Raw genomic sequence first — 17,229 nt, 5'->3', positions numbered from 1 at the left:
AAAAAGAAAGAGGCGCACGCGCCTCTTTCTTATTCTTCATCATCGGCCATAAAGGCTTCGAGCAGATCATTGAGGAACAGTTTGCCCTTCTCAGTAATTTGCCAATGCTGATCATCTTCACTGAGATAACCTTCACTGAGCGCCCAATCTAAGGTTGGACGGATCACTTCAATCGCCAGTCCCGTGGTGGCGGTAAAATCGGCTTTCGGGCACGGTTCAATCAAGCGGAAGCGGTTCATAAAGAACTCAAACGGCTTGTCTTGATCGGCAACCAACTGCTCGCTATCCAAGTAGGCTTTGGCCAGATTGTTCAACGCAGCCAAGTAGCCGCGCGGATGCTTGGTTTTGGTGGTGCGGACAATTCGCCCATCAGCAAAGCTCAGTTTGCCGTGCGCACCGCAGCCAATCCCGAGGTAATCACCAAAGCGCCAATAGTTGAGGTTGTGCTGACATTGATAGCCCGGCTTGCTATAGCCAGAAATCTCATACTGCACATACCCTGCATCACTGAGCTTTTGATGTCCGAGTTCGAAAATATCCCATAGCGCATCTTCATCTGGCAGCTTAGGCGGTTTCGAGTAAAACAGCGTGTTGGGTTCAATCGTCAGTTGATACCAAGAGAGATGCGGCGGATTCAGCGCGATCGCCTGATCCAAATCGGCTAGCGCTTGCTCGGGTGTTTGATCCGGTAGACCGTGCATCAAATCCAAATTAAAGCTGTTGAGGCCAATTTGATGTGCTAACTGTGCGGCGCGCACCGCTTCTTGCTGGCCGTGGATGCGTCCTAAACGCGCTAATTTTTCTGGCTCAAAACTCTGCACACCAATCGAAATGCGCGTGACCCCAGCGGTGCGATAGCCAGCAAAACGCTGTGCTTCAATCGTGCCGGGATTGGCTTCCATGGTGATTTCAATGTCTGGCTTAAACGTAATACGCTCGGCAACGCCTTGCAGCAAACGCGCGATACCTTCAGCAGAGATAAGGCTTGGTGTACCGCCGCCAATAAAGATTGAGTGCAGCAGGCGCGGGTCGTCCTTAAGCTGGTAACGTTCGATGTCGCGATCCAGATCTTCCAGCAGTGCATCCAAATACTCTTGCTCAGGAATCTCGCCTTTCTGCGCGTGCGAGTTGAAATCGCAGTACGGGCATTTCTGCACGCACCACGGAATATGAATGTATAAGCTAAGCGGTGGAGGCGTTAGCATGTACGCTGCTCTTCAATCGCTTTGAACAGTTTTTGCAGGGCTTTGCCGCGGTGTGAAAGCTGTTTTTTGCGTACTGGTTCTAGCTCAGCAGAAGCGCAGTTTTCTTCCGGAACCCAGAAAATCGGATCGTAACCAAAGCCATTACTGCCGTGTGGTGCGGTGAGGATTTTGCCTTCCCACTTGCCGTGGCAAACGATAGGCGTTGGGTCATCCGCGTGGCGCATCAACACTAGCACACAGTGAAAACGCGCGCTGCGCTGTTCGTCTGGCACATCTTGCATCGCCACTAGTAGCTTCTTGAGATTGTCGCCGTCGCTGGCATGCTCGCCCGCGTAGCGCGCAGAATAGATGCCCGGCGCACCGTTTAGGTAATCCACTTCCAAACCGGAATCATCGGCAATCGCCGGTAAGCCAGTAATTTGCGCGGCATGACGTGCCTTGATGATCGCATTTTCAATAAAAGTGGTGCCTGTTTCTGCCGCTTCAGGGACGTTGAATTCGCTTTGTGCGACGACATCAAACCCAAAATCGGACAATAGGTCCGCCATTTCACGCACTTTGCCTTGATTGCCCGTGGCTAAAACGATCTTTTTCATGCTGTTCTCTGTGGTTTATATGGGGAAACCCGACGGCTGCGTCGTAGATTCCCCATGTCTTCTATAAAATTACTGTTCGGTATAGAACTTCTGGCTGAAGGTCAGTTTTCCCGCCCCTTTCAGACCGGCATCGACATCAATATCAAAGGTCAGCATCTCTTCATTGCTGATCGGCACTTCCGCCAAATAGTAAATCGCGTTGCCTTCTTTGACTTGCTTAAAGCTCAGTTCACGCAAGTTACCAATCAGGTTTTTGGCATGGCCGGTCAGCTTGGCTTCGGTTGCAGGTTTACCGAGTGACGCGCGATCTAACACGCTGATATTGAGAATTGCGGTATAGCCGTTGCGCGTCAGCTGATAACTGCTCGCCACCTTCGGGGTTAAAAAGGTTGAGTTGAATGCCGAATAGTGCACTTCAATATCTTTAATGGTTTGTAGCTGCTCTGCGCTAGCAGGCAAAGCCAATAGGGAGAGCAGTAGTGACATCATCCATTTACGCATAATTCATTCTCCTTGTGAAAAAACTCCCTCAGAGAGGGAGTGTGATTATTCAATCAGTGCTGCAATTTCAGGTGGGATCTGGCTTGGTTGTAGGATACGCACTTGTTTGTGGCGTCCCAGTTCGCCTTTTTCGATCACCACCGAACCTTTCGCCACTTTGCACTGCTTGGCGAGATACTTGCTCAAGTGTGCGTTGGCTTTACCATCAATCGGCGGCGCGGTGATGGCGACTTTGAGTTCCTCACCATGCAGGCCGACAATGCTGTCGCGGCTCGCTTTTGGTTGAATATAGAGCCGCAGCAGTAAATCATCCCCTTCGCGCCATACGGCTGCCATTACAACTGATACCAGATTGGGCCAATCAGATCACCCATCAGGAAGTTGGCAAATTGCAGCACAATGAACAGCACCAGTACGCTGAGATCAAAGCCGCCCATCACCGGAATAATGCGGCGGATTGGTGCGAGCATAGGTTCAGTGAGTTGATTGAACACGTACTCAATTGGGCTGCGGCCTTGGCTGACCCAGCTTAGGATAGCGCGGATCAAGAGAACCCAGAACAGTAAGCCTCCCGCGGCTTTGATCAGAGAGAGCAAGCCAAGGAATAGGAAGTCAGCGCTGAAAGTGACGGCTCCGCCAGAGGCAATCAGTACCAAAGCCACGTATTTCAGCACGCAGAGTACGTACGCAAACAGTACGGTGGCGAGGTCCATGCTGCCCAATGACGGGATCACGCGGCGTAGGGGGCCAACCACAGGCTGTGTGGCTTTAACAATAAATTGAGAAAACGGATTGTAGAAATCAGCGCGCGCGGCTTGCAGCCAAATGCGCAAAATGACCACCATGATGTAGAGGTCAAACAGGGTATTGATGAGAAAGCTCATTGAATTCATAAGTTGCCCTTATTGATTTGGCAGCTGCTCATCTTGATGAGAGCTGCCTTAAGATTAAAATAGTTGTTCCATTTCTTGCGCACGAGCGACGGCCGCTTGCATTGCTTTGGCGACAATGTCGCTAAGCTTGTGATCATTAAAAGTTTGGATCGCTTGCGCTGTCGTGCCGCCTTTTGATGTTACTTGTTCACGCAGTGTCGTCAGTGATGTTTCTGGATTTGCTTTGACCATTTCTGCGGCACCGAGCGCCGATTGTTGTACCAGCAAGCGCGCGGTCGCTTCATCAAAGCCTTGCGCCATCGCCTCTTGCTGCATGGCTTGCATAAACAAGAAGAAATAAGCAGGAGCACTCCCTGCGGCGGCAATCACGCTGTTGATGCCAGATTCGTTTTCTACCCAGCACACTTCACCGACGCTTTGCATCAGTTGAGTGGTAAAGTTTTTATCCGCTTCGCTCACTGAATCTGGCGCATACAAGCCACTCATACCACGGTTCACCAGTGATGGGGTATTTGGCATCACACGCACTAAATTGAGCTGGGTTGCCAGCATTTCATTGAGTCTTTTTACTGAGACACCCGCGGCAATCGAGATAACTAATTTTCCAGAGAAATCGACCGCTTGCAGTGGCTTACATACCTCCGCCATCAGTTGCGGTTTGACCGCTAACACCACCACATCGGCTTGTTGCGCCGCAGCAAGGTTATCGCTGGTGGTGCGAATGCCATATTGCGCTTCAAGAGGCTCGCGGCGCGTGAGTGAAGGCGCGGTTGCGATGATGTTATTTGCGGCATAACCACTGGCAATCAATCCCGCAATAATGGCGCGCGCCATGTTCCCTGCGCCGATAAAGGCGATGCTTCTCTGTTCCATTCGATACTCTCAAATCTAAAAGGGGCACTCGTTGCAACGAGCATCCCAAACGTTAAGCGTTACGGCTGTAATCGCGCTCGCCAAAAATCGCCGTACCAATCCGCACTATGGTGCTGCCCGCTTCAATCGCGGCTTGCATATCGCCACTCATGCCCATGGATAAGGTATCAATTTGTGGGTATTTCTGAGCCAATTTTTGCTGCAATTCGGCTAATTGGGTAAATGCTGCCAGTTGCGCAGGGTAATCCGGTACGTTTTCAGGAATTGACATCAGTCCTCTTAACGTGAGGTTTGGCAGGCCAGAAATCAATTCAGCTAATGTAAATAATTGCTGCGGTTCGATACCGGATTTCGAGGCTTCACCGCTGGTATTGACCTGAATCAGCACTTGCAGTGGCGGCATGCCCGCAGGGCGCTGTTCATTGAGGCGCAAGGCAATTTTCTCGCGCTCAATGGTGTGTACCCAGTCAAAATGTTCCGCGACTAAGCGCGTTTTATTCGACTGTAGTGGACCGATAAAGTGCCACTCCAACGCTAATTGTGGATGATGCTCGGCAAAATAGCGGATTTTATCGACGCCTTCTTGCACATAATTTTCACCAAAGCAGCGTTGCCCTGCTTGAGTCGCTTCAAGAATAGCCTCGATTGGTTTAGTTTTGCTTACCGCGAGAAGTTGCACAGCGCTTCGAGCGCGTCCACACTTTTGTTGTGCGCTTTCGATCTGTGCAGTGATATGTTCAATATTTTGTTGAATACTACGCATAGCCAGACTTTATTAAGGAATTTAAATGGATATCGCTGAGTTACTGGAATTTAGTGTAAAGCATAACGCGTCAGATCTACATCTTTCCGCCGGTGTTCCGCCTATGGTACGGATTGATGGTGAAGTTAGGAAGCTTGGCGTGCCTGCTTTTACCCATTCTGACGTACATCGCTTGGTATTTGAAATAATGAATGATGCCCAGCGCAGTGAATATGAAGAAAAATTAGAAGTCGATTTTTCTTTTGAGTTACCCAACGTTGGCCGCTTCCGGGTTAATGCGTTTCATCAAGCGCGCGGATGCTCGGCGGTATTTCGTACCATTCCAACCGTGATCCCAACTTTGGATCAGCTAGAAGCGCCTGAGATTTTCACCAAGATCGCCAACTATGAAAAAGGCTTAGTGTTGGTCACCGGACCTACCGGTTCGGGTAAATCCACCACGCTCGCGGCGATGGTCGATTACGTGAATGCTCATCACAATAAGCATATTTTGACTATTGAAGATCCGATTGAATTTGTGCACAGCAACAATAAGTGTTTGATCAACCAACGCGAAGTACACCGTGATACTCACAGTTTTAAAAATGCCCTTCGCTCGGCATTGCGTGAAGACCCTGATGTGATTCTGGTTGGTGAGCTGCGTGACCAAGAAACCATTAGCTTGGCGCTTACCGCAGCGGAAACCGGTCACTTGGTGTTTGGTACACTGCACACCAGCTCGGCGGCAAAAACCATTGACCGGATTATTGATGTGTTTCCGGGCAGCGATAAAGACATGGTGCGTTCAATGCTGTCTGAATCGCTGCGTGCGGTTATCGCGCAAAAGCTCTTAAAACGCGTGGGTGGTGGCCGCGTTGCGTGCCATGAAATTATGCTGGCGACTCCGGCAATCCGGAACTTGATCCGTGAAGATAAAGTGGCGCAGATGTATTCGATCATCCAAACCGGTGCCGCACATGGTATGCAAACCATGGAGCAAAATGCCAAACAGCTGATGGTGCGTGGTGTGGTCGATGCGCAAGAAGTGCAGAGCAAAATCGAGTTGGATTTAAAAGCATTTTAGGTAGGTAAACACCGATGGAGTTAAATCAATATCTGGATGGGATGCTCAGCCATAAAGCATCGGATCTTTACATCACCGTGGGAGCGCCGATTTTATATCGAGTCGATGGCGAATTGCGTGCGCAAGGTGAAGAGCTCAGCTTGCCGGATGTCACCACCTTGTTGAATGCGATGATGGATGACGCGCGGCAAGCAGAATTTAAGCAGACGCGTGAAGCGAACTTTGCGGTGGTGCGTGACAGTGGCCGTTTTCGGGTCAGCGCGTTTTTCCAACGTGAATTGCCGGGCGCGGTGATCCGCCGGATTGAAACGCGTATTCCCACCTTTGAAGAGCTGAAATTGCCTGAAGTGCTGCAAAATTTAGCGATCGCGAAACGCGGTTTAGTCTTAGTAGTGGGTGCTACGGGGTCAGGTAAGTCGACCACTATGGCGGCAATGACGGGGTATCGTAATCAGCACCGTACCGGACATATCTTGACAGTTGAAGATCCGATTGAGTTTGTGCATGAACACAAGCGCTGCATCGTGACTCAACGAGAAGTCGGGCTCGATACTGAAAGCTATGAAATCGCGCTGAAAAACTCGCTGCGCCAAGCGCCGGATATGATTTTGATTGGTGAAATCCGCAGCCGAGAAACCATGGAATACGCGATGACTTTCGCGGAAACTGGTCATTTGTGTATGGCCACTTTGCACGCCAACAATGCTAACCAAGCGTTAGAGCGGATTTTGCATTTAGTGCCGAAAGAGCAGCGTGAGCAGTTCTTGCTCGACCTGTCACTCAACCTAAAAGGGGTGATTGGTCAGCAACTGTTGCGCGATAAAAACGGCAAAGGGCGACATGGAGTGTTTGAAGTTTTGCTCAATAGTCCACGAGTCGCGGATTTGATTCGCCGCGGCGAACTGCATGAGCTGAAAACGACCATGGCGCGTTCCAAAGAAGTAGGCATGCAGACCTTCGACCAAGCCTTATACCAGCTAGTGGTGGATGACAAAATTAGTGAGCAAGATGCCCTGCACAGTGCCGATTCGGCTAATGATCTGCGCTTGATGCTCAAAACTAAGCGTGGTGATAACTACGGCAGCGGCTCTTTGCAGAATGTGAAGATTGATATGGAGTAGCGGTGGGTTGCTTTGGGCGCTTTGCTTTCACTCCCTGCAACTCAAGCGAGTTTGGGATAGAGCTTCGAGTCTGGATTGGGCATACTGCCACTTTCTCGGTTGAATGGGGTGAGTGCGCATGCCGATCACGACTCAAGAATATCTCGCATTAGGTGACGCGATTGCGGCGTTAAAGACGCCGCAATTTACTTCCCGACTCGTGGTTGTGTTGCGTTGTATTGCTGATTTTGATTGCGCGGTGATCTTGGGCTATCGCCCCAACAAACATCCGATTTATCTGTATGACTCGCTCTCGACCCAGCGTGAGCTGCTGTTTCAGCGTTATCTGACTCATGCTTATCTTGATGATCCTTTCTATAGCGCTTTGCAGCACAACACGCGTTCAGGGGTGTTTCATCTTTCCGATTTAATGCCGCTCAATCCACAGCAAAAAGCCTATCAACACCAGTTTTATGCGCAAACCGGTTGGCAAGATGAAGTGAGTTTGGTGGTCAATCTCGATGGCGAGCGTTCGATTGTGGTGTATCTCGGCTGCTTTAAGCCGCGCTCTTTTCCACGCGAACAGATTACCGCGTTGCAACAGCGGTTTACCGTGTTGCAAGCCTTGTGTCAGCAGCATTGGCAGCAGCAGCCACTGCGGTTAGCGGAAAGTGCGCAGCCAAGCCAAGAGTTACGGACTTGGGTTGAACAGGCAATCCAGAGTTTTGGCGCGCAGCGTTTAAGCCCGCGAGAGCAGGAGATCACCGCACTGCTCATCCAAGGTTTAGACTCACAAGAGATTGCCGAGGCACTGGCCATCAGCCACGGCACAGTCAAAAATCATCGCAAACGCATCTATGCGCAGCTGCATGTCAGCTCGTTAAGCGAGCTGTTTCAACTGTTTCTCAATCATCTGATTGGCGTTGCCGCGGATTAGGCTGTCTCTCTTCCTTCGGTCATCAATTACCAAGATTGTCCCTTTAGGGACATCGCTCCTCAGGTTTAAAGTTGGTTACTCTGCTTGCCAAGACTTTTGGGAGGCAGAATGAATTCACAGCAACTTTTTGATGATTTACAGCAGCGCGGTTTGATCGCGCAAAGCACACCTCTGGAGGCGCTGGTTGAGCGCTTTACTACGCCGCAAGTGCTGTATTGCGGTTTTGACCCCACCGCAGGCAGTTTGCACATTGGTCATTTGGTGCCACTGCTGATGCTTAAGCGTTTTCAAAACGCCGGACACCAAGCGATTGCGCTTATCGGTGGTGCAACGGGCATGATTGGCGATCCAAGCTTCAAAGCCAACGAGCGGGTGCTCAATAGTGCGCAAACTGTGCAACAGTGGGTGAGTGATTTAAGCCAACAAATCACGCAATTGATGACCTCGCAGAGCGAGAATCTAGCACCGCTCATTACCGTCAACAATGCTGATTGGATCGGCAAGATCAATCTGATCGATTTTTTCCGAGATGTGGGCAAGCACTTTTCAGTCAATACCATGATCAATCGTGAATCGGTGAAGCAGCGTTTGGCGCGTCCGGATCAAGGCATCTCTTTTACGGAGTTCAGTTACTCTTTGCTGCAATCTTATGACTTTGCGCATCTCAATCGTGAGTTTGGCTGTGCGCTGCAAATTGGCGGCAATGATCAGTGGGGCAATATTGTCAGCGGGATTGATTTGACCCGTCGCCTGAATGGGGTTGAGGTGTGTGGTTTAACTCTGCCGCTCATTACCAAATCCGATGGCACTAAATTTGGTAAAACCGAAAGTGGTGCAGTGTGGCTTGAGAGCAGCAAAACTTCGCCGTACCGCTTTTACCAGTTTTGGTTAAACAGTGATGATGCGGATGTGTACCGCTTTTTAGCGTATTACACCTTTTTGAGCTCGGCTGAGATTGAGGGCATTCGCCAAGCCGATGCGTTACGTACAGGCAAGCCACAAGCGCAGCAGATTTTGGCGGAACAGGTGACCCGTTTTGTGCATGGTGAAGAGGGACTCGCTGCGGCGCAGCGGATTACTCAAGCGCTGTTTAGCGGCGATGTCAGCTATCTCAGCTTGAGTGAGTTGTCTCAGTTAGAGTTGGATGGCTTGCCTTGTGTGGCGGCATCACGCAGCGACACCTTACTCGATTTGCTGATCACCTCAGGCTTAGCCAGTTCCAAGCGCCAAGCGCGCGAGTGGTTGGAGAATGGGGCGATCCGTGTCAATGGTGAGCGAGTACAACAAGAAGGTGTGTTATCCGGCTTTGCACTGTTTGATCGCTACTACGTGCTGCAACGCGGTAAGAAGCAGTTTGCCTTGATCAAATTAGATGGATTGGCCGAGTAAAATCGTTTGATAGAAGCAGTGGGGTTTAGCCCCACTGACTTTCAAACCAACTCTCTAGAATGATCACCGCCGATTGGCAGTCAACATTGCCTTTGCTCAGTGCTTTGTAACCGCCCATCGCGAACAGTTCTGCGCGCGCTTCGGTGGTGGAAAGGCGCTCATCATGCAGTTCCACTGGCAAACCAAAACGGCCATGCAAACGCTGGGCAAATTTCTTCGCGCGTGGGGTGATGGTTTCCAGATCTTTGCCGTGCAGATCGGTGGGCAGGCCAACAATCAATAAATTGGGTTGCCACTCTTTGATCTGCTTTTCAATTTCATCCCAATTCGGGATGCCATCATTGGCTTTAAACGCTTTCAGCGGTGAAGCCGTGCCAGTGATCTCTTGGCCGATTGCACTGCCAATGCTTTTGGTGCCGTAATCAAAGGCCATAACGGTACGTGACATGGTGTTTCTCTTTTAATAAAAAATGACAGTAAAAAATGAGGCTGCGTGATCGCAGCCTTTGATTTGGTTAGGCGTGTCCGGCGTCGCTGGAAAGCTGCGCAGGGGAGATGCCGAGTTTTTGGATCGCCTTTTGCCACTTCTCATGCACGGGCGTGTTAAAAATCAGCTCAGGATCCGCTTCTATGGTGAGCCACGAGTTTTCGGTGAGTTCCACCTCTAACTGTCCAGCAGACCAACCAGAATAGCCAAGCGCGACAATGTAGCCTTCAGGTTCCGCCTCGGTACCGAGTACAGTGAGAATATCCTTCGAGGTTGTGACGGCGATGTCATCAGTCATGTTCATGCTCGATTCGTAGTGATCGCGCGGACGATGCAGAATAAACCCACGATCTTCCGACACCGGACCCCCATTGAACACTGGCTTTTTCAGACTCTCTTGGTGTGACTGTGGGTAAGCCGGCTCGATATCGACCTGCTTGAGCATGCCGCCGACCGTAATATCGATCGGCGCATTGATCATTAACCCCATCGCGCCGTCTTGGTTGTGCTCGCAGATATAAATCACGCTGCGCTTGAAGTAAGGATCCTTCATGTTCGGCATGGCAACCAGAAAATGATTGGTAAGATTCATACTGTGTCCAACCTCTATTTCACTGCTGTGGGTGCTCACATCGCGCCCGCTTTAAGGCGACGCTCGATGGCATCCATCAACTTGCCTGTGATTGAAATATCGTACGCAGCTTCAATCTCACGAATACAGGTTGGGCTGGTGACGTTAATTTCGGTCAGTTTATCGCCAATGACATCCAAGCCTACAAACAATAGCCCTTTCTCTTTTAGGGTCGGTGCGACCGCTAGGGCAATTTTCTTATCGGTTTCACTCAGTGGGCGTGGCTCTCCACGACCGCCGGCTGCTAAGTTGCCGCGGGTTTCCCCTTTGGCCGGAATTCGCGCCAAGCAGTAAGGCATAGGTTCACCATCGACTACCAAAATGCGTTTGTCGCCGTTGCTGATATCTGGCACAAAGGTCTGCGCCATGCAGTAATTCTGTCCGTGATTGGTTAAGGTTTCGATGATCACTGAGAGGTTAGGATCGCCCTCTTTAACGCGGAAAATCGAAGCACCGCCCATACCATCGAGGGGTTTTAGAATCACATCCCCATGCTGTTCACGGAAGGCTTTAATCTTTTCGGCTTTACGCGTCACCATGGTGATCGGCGTCAGCTCTGGGAACCAAGCGGTGAACAGTTTTTCATTACAATCGCGTAGGCTTTGTGGTTTGTTCACCACCAATACGCCTTCATCTTCCGCACGTTCCAAAATGTACGTTGCGTAGATGTATTCGGTGTCGAACGGCGGATCCTTACGCATTAAAATCGCATCCAATTCAGAAAGGGCGATGGTTTGCTCGGATTTGAATTGATACCAACCGTTGGGATCTTCTTTCAGCTCGACAACTTTAGTATCGGCCAGTGCCACACCTTGCTCTAAGTGTAGGTCATTCATTTCCATATAATGGATTTCATAACCGCGACGCTGCGCTTCAAGCATCATGGCAAAGCTGGAATCTTTTTTGATGTTAATGGAAGCGATGGGGTCCATCACAATACCGAGTTTAATCATGGTTTATCTCCATTTAGCCAAGATCGCCGAAACGAACTTGTAGTGCAGTTATCGCCGTGAGTGCCGCCGTTTCTGTGCGCAGTACGCGTGGGCCTAACAAGGTTTCTTCAAACTGGTAACGGCGAGTCATATCAATTTCTTCCGCTGACAAGCCGCCTTCAGGACCAATCAGCAAACGAACTTTGCTCACTGGGGTAGGTAAGGTATTGATCGAGTATTTAGCCCGTGGGTGCAAATTGAGTTTCAGTGCCTCGGTTGGCTCTGCACACCAAGCTTCGAGATCCATAATTGGGCGGATTTCCGGTACGGTATTACGGCCACACTGCTCGCAAGCGCTGATCGCAATTTTCTGCCACTGCTGGATCTTCTTCTCGAAGCGTTTTTCATCCAACTTCACGCCACAACGCTCAGAAAGCAGAGGCGTGATGGTGGTTACGCCCAATTCCACCGATTTTTGGATGGTGAACTCCATCTTATCGCCGCGTGAAATCACCTGACCAAGATGCAGATCGAGGGGCGATTCAATACTGTTTTCCACGCGCGCTGTGATATTGACCAATACCTGTTTTTTGCCAACTTCACTGATCACGGCTGGGAATTCAGCCCCAAAACCATCAAACAGCAGCACTTCTTGCCCAGCTTGCATACGCAATACGCGACCGATATGCCCTGCGGCATCTTCACTCAGGGCTACGGTGCTAAGCTGGTGGATCGGTTCTGGATGATAAATTCGTGGGATGCGCATGCGGATAATTCCTAATCATTAAACGAGGTTACCGTCTTCCAACGTAAAGCGGCAACTTCAGTTGGAAGAGGGATATCTGGCCTCTAACATGGATGCAAGTGGGGCAAAATACAAGGGGGCAGGGTGAGATTCTGCCCATCAGTTCGGGCATTGTTCACGCACAAAGCGGTTCGAGTTGCCTTGCACTTTTTCAATCCGTTGGTCACGCACACATTCCCATTCGCTGACCGGATACTGATTACTCCACGCCTGCATTAATTGGTTTTGCGCTTTGGAAAGTCGCAAACCGTACTGCTCACTCATGTACAGATATGTACGCGCAATCGCCCCGCGTGCACGCTCTGGCGGCATGGCTGTGCGCTCTTTGAAGTTTACTTGCATTTCGCACTGGCCGTAGGTGACGCCATCAATTCCATTCCACTGACTGAAACCGAAGTTGGAACGATCGCCATTCACTTCGCCAATCGCCGGAGTGAGGTTGTGCAGATCCGCTTCCATCTGATTGAACTCAGGGCTAGTACGGGTGCAGTTTTTACGGCCACCTTGTTGCCAGCATTGCAACTGATGACCAAATTGCCAAGCCGGCACCACATGTTCCCATTCAATCCGCGAAGCGCGATTCTCATTTTTACGCACTTGATAGCCGCAACTCTCCAAATCTGGGATGCCTTTTTTACCTTGCCAGCGAATCTCACAGCCGCAGTAAAAAGAGACCGGATGATCCTTATAAATCTTCACCGCTTCATTTTTCGCATGACTAAACGAGATGGGAGCGGCAAAGGTGAGCAGAGGCAAGCTAGCAGCAAGCGTGGTAACGAAACGAAAAATCATCATGAAAGACGTAGATAAGTAGGTTTTTTATCAGTTTAACACTCATAAATTGCCTTTGTCGTTGATGCTTTTGTTAGTTTTTAGCGAGAGCAAGGCAAAGCCTAAAGAGGTGGCCGCAGCCAATCAAAGGTTAGGCTTGGTAGATCAAGTTTTGTTGGCAGCTTTGGCAGCGATAGGTGGCTTCACCGCGCAATACTTTATTGTGGCGACGAATGGTGAGCGGGTATTCACGACACGCACAGCGGTAATGGAAGGTTTTGCCCTGTACTGAAGCGACAGAAAACGTGTGGGTGGTTTTCGGCTCAAGATTAAAGACTTGGCTCATCACTTGTTGCCATTCGACGCCGTGTGGACGTACTCGTCCATAAAGCTGATACGTAATCAGATGCGCGATTTCGTGTGGGATCACTTGCTGGAGGAAGTCATCGACGTTTTCGGCAAACAGCACCGGATTAAGACGGATTTCCCACAGCTGTAAATAGGCTTTACCCGCGGCGCGCCCGCGTAAACGGTAGTTGAGCTTAGGTAGTTTAAAAGGGCGTTGCAAAGTCTCGCTGGCGGTGGCGATACACTGTTTGATTTTCTGCTCAGCTTGGCAGTGCAGATCAAAACGAACCATTAGCGAATTTCTACCTCTAAAAACCCTATCATCGAACTCATAAAAAAGGCCCTTTCATGAGAAAGGGCCTTGAACTGTATTGCAATCTTCGCCGTTTGTCAGCGATGACTTGAAATCAATGCTTATTTTAGACCAGCGAAGTCACGCAGTAGCGCGGCTTTGTCTGTCGCTTCCCAAGGAAACTCTTCACGGCCGAAGTGACCGTAAGCTGCGGTTTTCTTGTAGATAGGTTGCAGCAGGTTCAGCATCTCTTGCAGACCGTATGGACGCAGGTCGAAGAACTGGCGAACGGCTTCAATGATGATCTCTTGCGACACTTTCTCAGTACCGAAAGTTTCCACCATGATAGACGTTGGATCAGCAACACCGATTGCGTAAGAGAGTTGGATTTCACAACGATCAGCCATACCAGCAGCAACGATGTTTTTCGCAACGTAACGCGCTGCGTAAGCCGCTGAACGGTCAACCTTGGATGGATCCTTACCAGAGAATGCACCGCCACCGTGACGCGCTGCGCCGCCGTAGGTATCAACGATGATCTTACGACCGGTCAGACCACAGTCACCCATTGGACCACCGATAACGAAACGGCCGGTTGGGTTGATGAAGTATTTGGTCTCTTTGCTCAACCATTCTGCTGGCAGAACTGGCTTGATGATCTCTTCCATCACCGCTTCACGCAGATCTGGCGTTGAAATAGAGTCACAGTGCTGAGTAGACAGAACCACGGCATCAATACCCACAATCTTGCCTTGGTCGTACTGGAAGGTCACCTGAGATTTTGCATCAGGACGCAACCATGGCAGCGTGCCGTTTTTACGAACTTCTGCTTGGCGTTGCATCAGACGATGTGCGTAGGTGATCGGTGCTGGCATCAGCACTTCAGTTTCGTTGGTCGCATAACCAAACATGATGCCTTGGTCGCCTGCGCCTTGCTCTTTAGGATCGGCTTTATCAACACCTTGGTTGATGTCTGGCGATTGCTTACCGATGGTGTTCAGTACCGCACAAGAGTTGGCATCAAAGCCCATGTCTGAGTGCACGTAACCAATTTCACGAACGGTTTGACGAGTTAACTCTTCGATATCAACCCAAGCGGAAGTAGTGATTTCACCACCTACCATCACCATGCCAGTTTTTACGTAAGTTTCGCAAGCAACGCGAGCTTTAGGATCTTGCTCAAGAATCGCGTCCAACACTGCATCAGAGATCTGGTCTGCAATTTTATCTGGATGGCCTTCTGATACTGATTCTGAAGTAAACAGGTGCTTAATCGCCATGATAGCTCCAATATTTGTGGTTATTCGGTAACGGCATGAAGTGGCGCTACCGATTAATTTCGTACATTTTGTAGGCGTTTCTACATCTAGACGGCTATTTTAGTGTCGAACGCTCAAATTACAAGCTCTTTTTCTGTTTAGCCCATAACCAAACGTTTGCTTAAAAAAGTCAGCTTTGCCACTACAAAGCGAGAATGTGCTAAAAAGTGTGACAAAATCGGAGCAAAGCACCAGTAAATCGTTTGCAGCAGCAGGGGGGCTTTGCGACAATAGCCGCCACTTATTTTTCGCATCCATTCATATCGCTTACTTCCAATTTAGGAGCCGACATGTCTTCTCGCAAACAACTTGCCAATGCTATCCGCGCCCTGAGCATGGACGGCGTTCAAAAAGCTAACTCTGGCCACCCGGGAGCCCCAATGGGCATGGCGGATATCGCCGAAGTGCTGTGGCGTTCACACTTGAACCACAATCCACAAAACCCCAACTGGGCTGACCGCGACCGTTTCGTACTGTCTAACGGCCATGGCTCAATGCTGATTTACTCGCTGCTGCACCTGAGCGGCTACGAGCTGTCGATTGACGATTTGAAAAACTTCCGTCAACTGCACTCCAAAACACCGGGTCACCCAGAGTACGGTTACGCACCGGGCATCGAAACCACTACGGGCCCACTAGGCCAAGGCATCACCAATGCCGTAGGTATGGCGATGGCTGAGAAAGCTCTGGCCGCGCTGTTCAACAAACCGGGTCACGACATCGTTGACCACTTCACTTATGTGTTCATGGGTGATGGCTGTTTGATGGAAGGTATCTCGCACGAAGCCTGTTCACTGGCGGGTACGCTGGGTCTGGGCAAACTGATTGCGTTCTGGGATGACAACGGTATTTCTATTGATGGTCACGTGGAAGGCTGGTTCTCAGACGACACACCAAAACGTTTTGAAGCCTACGGCTGGCATGTGATCCCAGCGGTTGATGGTCACGATGCAGATGCCATTAACGCTGCGATTGAAGCGGCGAAAGCAGAAACGTCTCGCCCAACGCTGATTTGTACCAAAACCATCATCGGTTTTGGCTCTCCAAACAAAGCGGGTTCACACGACTGTCACGGCGCGCCTCTGGGCAACGATGAAATCAAAGCTGCGCGTGAATTCTTAGGTTGGGAATACGCTCCGTTTGAAATCCCGGCTGACATCTACGCAGCGTGGGATGCTAAACAAGCAGGCGCAAGCAAAGAAGCCGCTTGGGATGAGAAATTCGCGGCTTACGCGAAAGCTTATCCAGCCGAAGCCGCTGAATACAAGCGCCGCGTAGCAGGCGAATTGCCAGCGAATTGGGAAGCGGCAACCAGCGAAATTATCGCTAACCTGCAAGCTAACCCTGCGAATATTGCATCGCGTAAAGCATCACAAAACGCGTTGGAAGCGTTCGGCAAACTGCTGCCAGAATTTATGGGTGGTTCTGCTGACTTGGCGCCTTCTAACCTTACTATGTGGTCTGGCTCTAAGTCACTGACAGCAGAAGACTTCTCAGGCAACTACATCCACTACGGTGTACGTGAGTTTGGTATGACCGCCATCATCAACGGTATCGCGCTGCACGGTGGCTTTGTGCCTTACGGTGCGACCTTCCTGATGTTTATGGAATACGCGCGTAACGCGATGCGTATGGCGGCACTGATGAAAGTGCAAAACATCCAAGTGTACACGCACGACTCGATTGGTCTGGGCGAAGATGGCCCAACTCACCAACCGGTTGAGCAAATCGCTTCTCTGCGTATGACGCCAAACATGAGCACATGGCGTCCGTGTGACCAAGTAGAATCGGCAGTGGCTTGGAAACTGGCCATCGAGCGTAAAGATGCGCCATCTGCGCTGATTTTCTCGCGTCAAAATCTCGCGCAGCAACCACGCAGTGCTGAGCAAGTCGCGAACATCGCCAAAGGCGGTTACATCCTGAAAGATTGCGCAGGCCAACCTGAACTGATTCTGATTGCGACTGGCTCTGAAGTGGAACTCGCGGTTGCCGCTTACGAGCAACTGAGCGCCGAAGGCAAAGCAGTACGTGTTGTGTCTATGCCATCGACCGACGCGTTTGACAAGCAAGATGCCGCTTACCGCGAAGCCGTACTGCCAGCGGCAGTGACCAAGCGTATCGCGATTGAAGCCGGCATTGCCGACTTCTGGTACAAGTATGTTGGCTTTGGTGGTCGCATCATCGGTATGACCAGCTTCGGCGAATCAGCACCAGCCGGTGAATTGTTCAAACTGTTTGGTTTCACGACTGAAAATGTTGTGAAACAAGCCAAAGAACTGCTGGCGTAATTAAAAGTCGCTCTTTGTTAAGCAAAGAAAAATCGA

General features: G+C 50.3%; 19 protein-coding genes. 5 read left to right on the top strand and 14 right to left on the bottom strand.

Going from position 1 to position 17,229, the window contains the following annotated elements:
- Positions 1-29: 29 nt before the first annotated feature.
- The 7 genes from hemW to VOA_RS05600 all read right to left on the bottom strand — a co-directional run bounded on the left by hemW (position 30) and on the right by VOA_RS05600 (position 4,831).
- Entirely contained in the window at positions 30-1,205 is a 1,176-nt protein-coding gene (hemW, locus tag VOA_RS05570; protein WP_000957336.1) for a radical SAM family heme chaperone HemW, read from the bottom strand.
- On the bottom strand, positions 1,199-1,801 hold the full coding sequence (locus VOA_RS05575; RefSeq protein ID WP_000725011.1) for an XTP/dITP diphosphatase: 603 nt from the start codon (positions 1,799-1,801) through the stop codon (positions 1,199-1,201). Before VOA_RS05575 ends, hemW begins: the two co-directional genes overlap by 7 nt.
- A 69-nt stretch (positions 1,802-1,870) precedes the next feature.
- Positions 1,871-2,302 (bottom strand): DUF4426 domain-containing protein, encoded by a 432-nt coding sequence (locus VOA_RS05580; RefSeq protein ID WP_001233671.1) that lies wholly within the window; start codon positions 2,300-2,302, stop codon positions 1,871-1,873.
- A gap of 45 nt (positions 2,303-2,347) precedes the next feature.
- Positions 2,348-2,638, bottom strand: a complete 291-nt coding sequence (gene yggU / locus VOA_RS05585) for a DUF167 family protein YggU (RefSeq protein WP_000741919.1) — start codon at positions 2,636-2,638, stop codon at positions 2,348-2,350.
- Entirely contained in the window at positions 2,638-3,195 is a 558-nt protein-coding gene (locus VOA_RS05590; protein WP_009356065.1) for a YggT family protein, read from the bottom strand. The genes yggU and VOA_RS05590 overlap by 1 nt, the downstream gene beginning before the upstream one ends.
- A 54-nt stretch (positions 3,196-3,249) precedes the next feature.
- Positions 3,250-4,068 carry a pyrroline-5-carboxylate reductase gene (gene proC, locus VOA_RS05595; RefSeq protein WP_000437957.1) on the bottom strand — a complete coding sequence of 273 codons (819 nt, stop codon included), beginning with the start codon at positions 4,066-4,068 and terminating at the stop codon, positions 3,250-3,252.
- Positions 4,069-4,120: 52 nt separating this feature from the next.
- Positions 4,121-4,831 (bottom strand): YggS family pyridoxal phosphate-dependent enzyme, encoded by a 711-nt coding sequence (locus VOA_RS05600; RefSeq protein ID WP_001256639.1) that lies wholly within the window; start codon positions 4,829-4,831, stop codon positions 4,121-4,123.
- Positions 4,832-4,856: 25 nt separating this feature from the next.
- Between VOA_RS05600 and VOA_RS05605 the strand changes: the two genes are divergently transcribed.
- From VOA_RS05605 to tyrS, 4 genes are all read left to right on the top strand, one after another.
- Positions 4,857-5,894, top strand: coding sequence for a type IV pilus twitching motility protein PilT (locus VOA_RS05605; RefSeq protein WP_000350203.1), 1,038 nt, complete (start codon positions 4,857-4,859; stop codon positions 5,892-5,894).
- A 14-nt stretch (positions 5,895-5,908) separates the two neighbouring features.
- Positions 5,909-7,015 carry a PilT/PilU family type 4a pilus ATPase gene (locus VOA_RS05610; RefSeq protein ID WP_000422568.1) on the top strand — a complete coding sequence of 369 codons (1,107 nt, stop codon included), beginning with the start codon at positions 5,909-5,911 and terminating at the stop codon, positions 7,013-7,015.
- Between the two features lie 118 nt (positions 7,016-7,133).
- Entirely contained in the window at positions 7,134-7,931 is a 798-nt protein-coding gene (locus VOA_RS05615; RefSeq protein ID WP_001123232.1) for a helix-turn-helix transcriptional regulator, read from the top strand.
- 108 nt (positions 7,932-8,039) lie between these two features.
- Positions 8,040-9,320 (top strand): tyrosine--tRNA ligase, encoded by a 1,281-nt coding sequence (gene tyrS, locus VOA_RS05620; protein ID WP_001088165.1) that lies wholly within the window; start codon positions 8,040-8,042, stop codon positions 9,318-9,320.
- A 25-nt stretch (positions 9,321-9,345) separates the two neighbouring features.
- Here the strand turns inward: tyrS and ruvX are convergent, their stop codons facing one another.
- From ruvX to metK, 7 genes are all read right to left on the bottom strand, one after another.
- Complete coding sequence (gene ruvX, locus VOA_RS05625; RefSeq protein ID WP_000091871.1) at positions 9,346-9,768, bottom strand: Holliday junction resolvase RuvX; 423 nt, start codon at positions 9,766-9,768, stop codon at positions 9,346-9,348.
- Between the two features lie 67 nt (positions 9,769-9,835).
- A complete protein-coding gene (locus VOA_RS05630; RefSeq protein ID WP_001054767.1) occupies positions 9,836-10,399 on the bottom strand; it encodes a YqgE/AlgH family protein in 564 nt (187 codons plus the stop codon).
- 35 nt (positions 10,400-10,434) lie between these two features.
- Positions 10,435-11,391, bottom strand: coding sequence for a glutathione synthase (gshB, locus tag VOA_RS05635; protein WP_000593309.1), 957 nt, complete (start codon positions 11,389-11,391; stop codon positions 10,435-10,437).
- A 13-nt stretch (positions 11,392-11,404) separates the two neighbouring features.
- Positions 11,405-12,136, bottom strand: a complete 732-nt coding sequence (gene rsmE / locus VOA_RS05640) for a 16S rRNA (uracil(1498)-N(3))-methyltransferase (RefSeq protein ID WP_001222506.1) — start codon at positions 12,134-12,136, stop codon at positions 11,405-11,407.
- 138 nt (positions 12,137-12,274) lie between these two features.
- Positions 12,275-12,970: an extracellular deoxyribonuclease Dns gene (gene xds, locus VOA_RS05645; protein WP_000972586.1), complete on the bottom strand. Its 696-nt coding sequence runs from the start codon at positions 12,968-12,970 to the stop codon at positions 12,275-12,277.
- Positions 12,971-13,097: 127 nt separating this feature from the next.
- Positions 13,098-13,586, bottom strand: a complete 489-nt coding sequence (locus VOA_RS05650; RefSeq protein WP_000251291.1) for a SprT family zinc-dependent metalloprotease — start codon at positions 13,584-13,586, stop codon at positions 13,098-13,100.
- A 122-nt stretch (positions 13,587-13,708) separates the two neighbouring features.
- On the bottom strand, positions 13,709-14,866 hold the full coding sequence (gene metK / locus VOA_RS05655) for a methionine adenosyltransferase (protein WP_000985187.1): 1,158 nt from the start codon (positions 14,864-14,866) through the stop codon (positions 13,709-13,711).
- Between the two features lie 329 nt (positions 14,867-15,195).
- On the opposite strand from metK, the gene tkt reads away from it, so the two are divergent.
- A complete protein-coding gene (gene tkt / locus VOA_RS05665; RefSeq protein WP_000098702.1) occupies positions 15,196-17,193 on the top strand; it encodes a transketolase in 1,998 nt (665 codons plus the stop codon).
- Positions 17,194-17,229: the final 36 nt, after the last annotated feature.

The sequence above is a fragment of the Vibrio sp. RC586 genome, from assembly GCF_000176715.1.
GTDB lineage: Bacteria > Pseudomonadota > Gammaproteobacteria > Enterobacterales > Vibrionaceae > Vibrio.
This window is presented reverse-complemented; position numbering and strand designations above follow the sequence as displayed.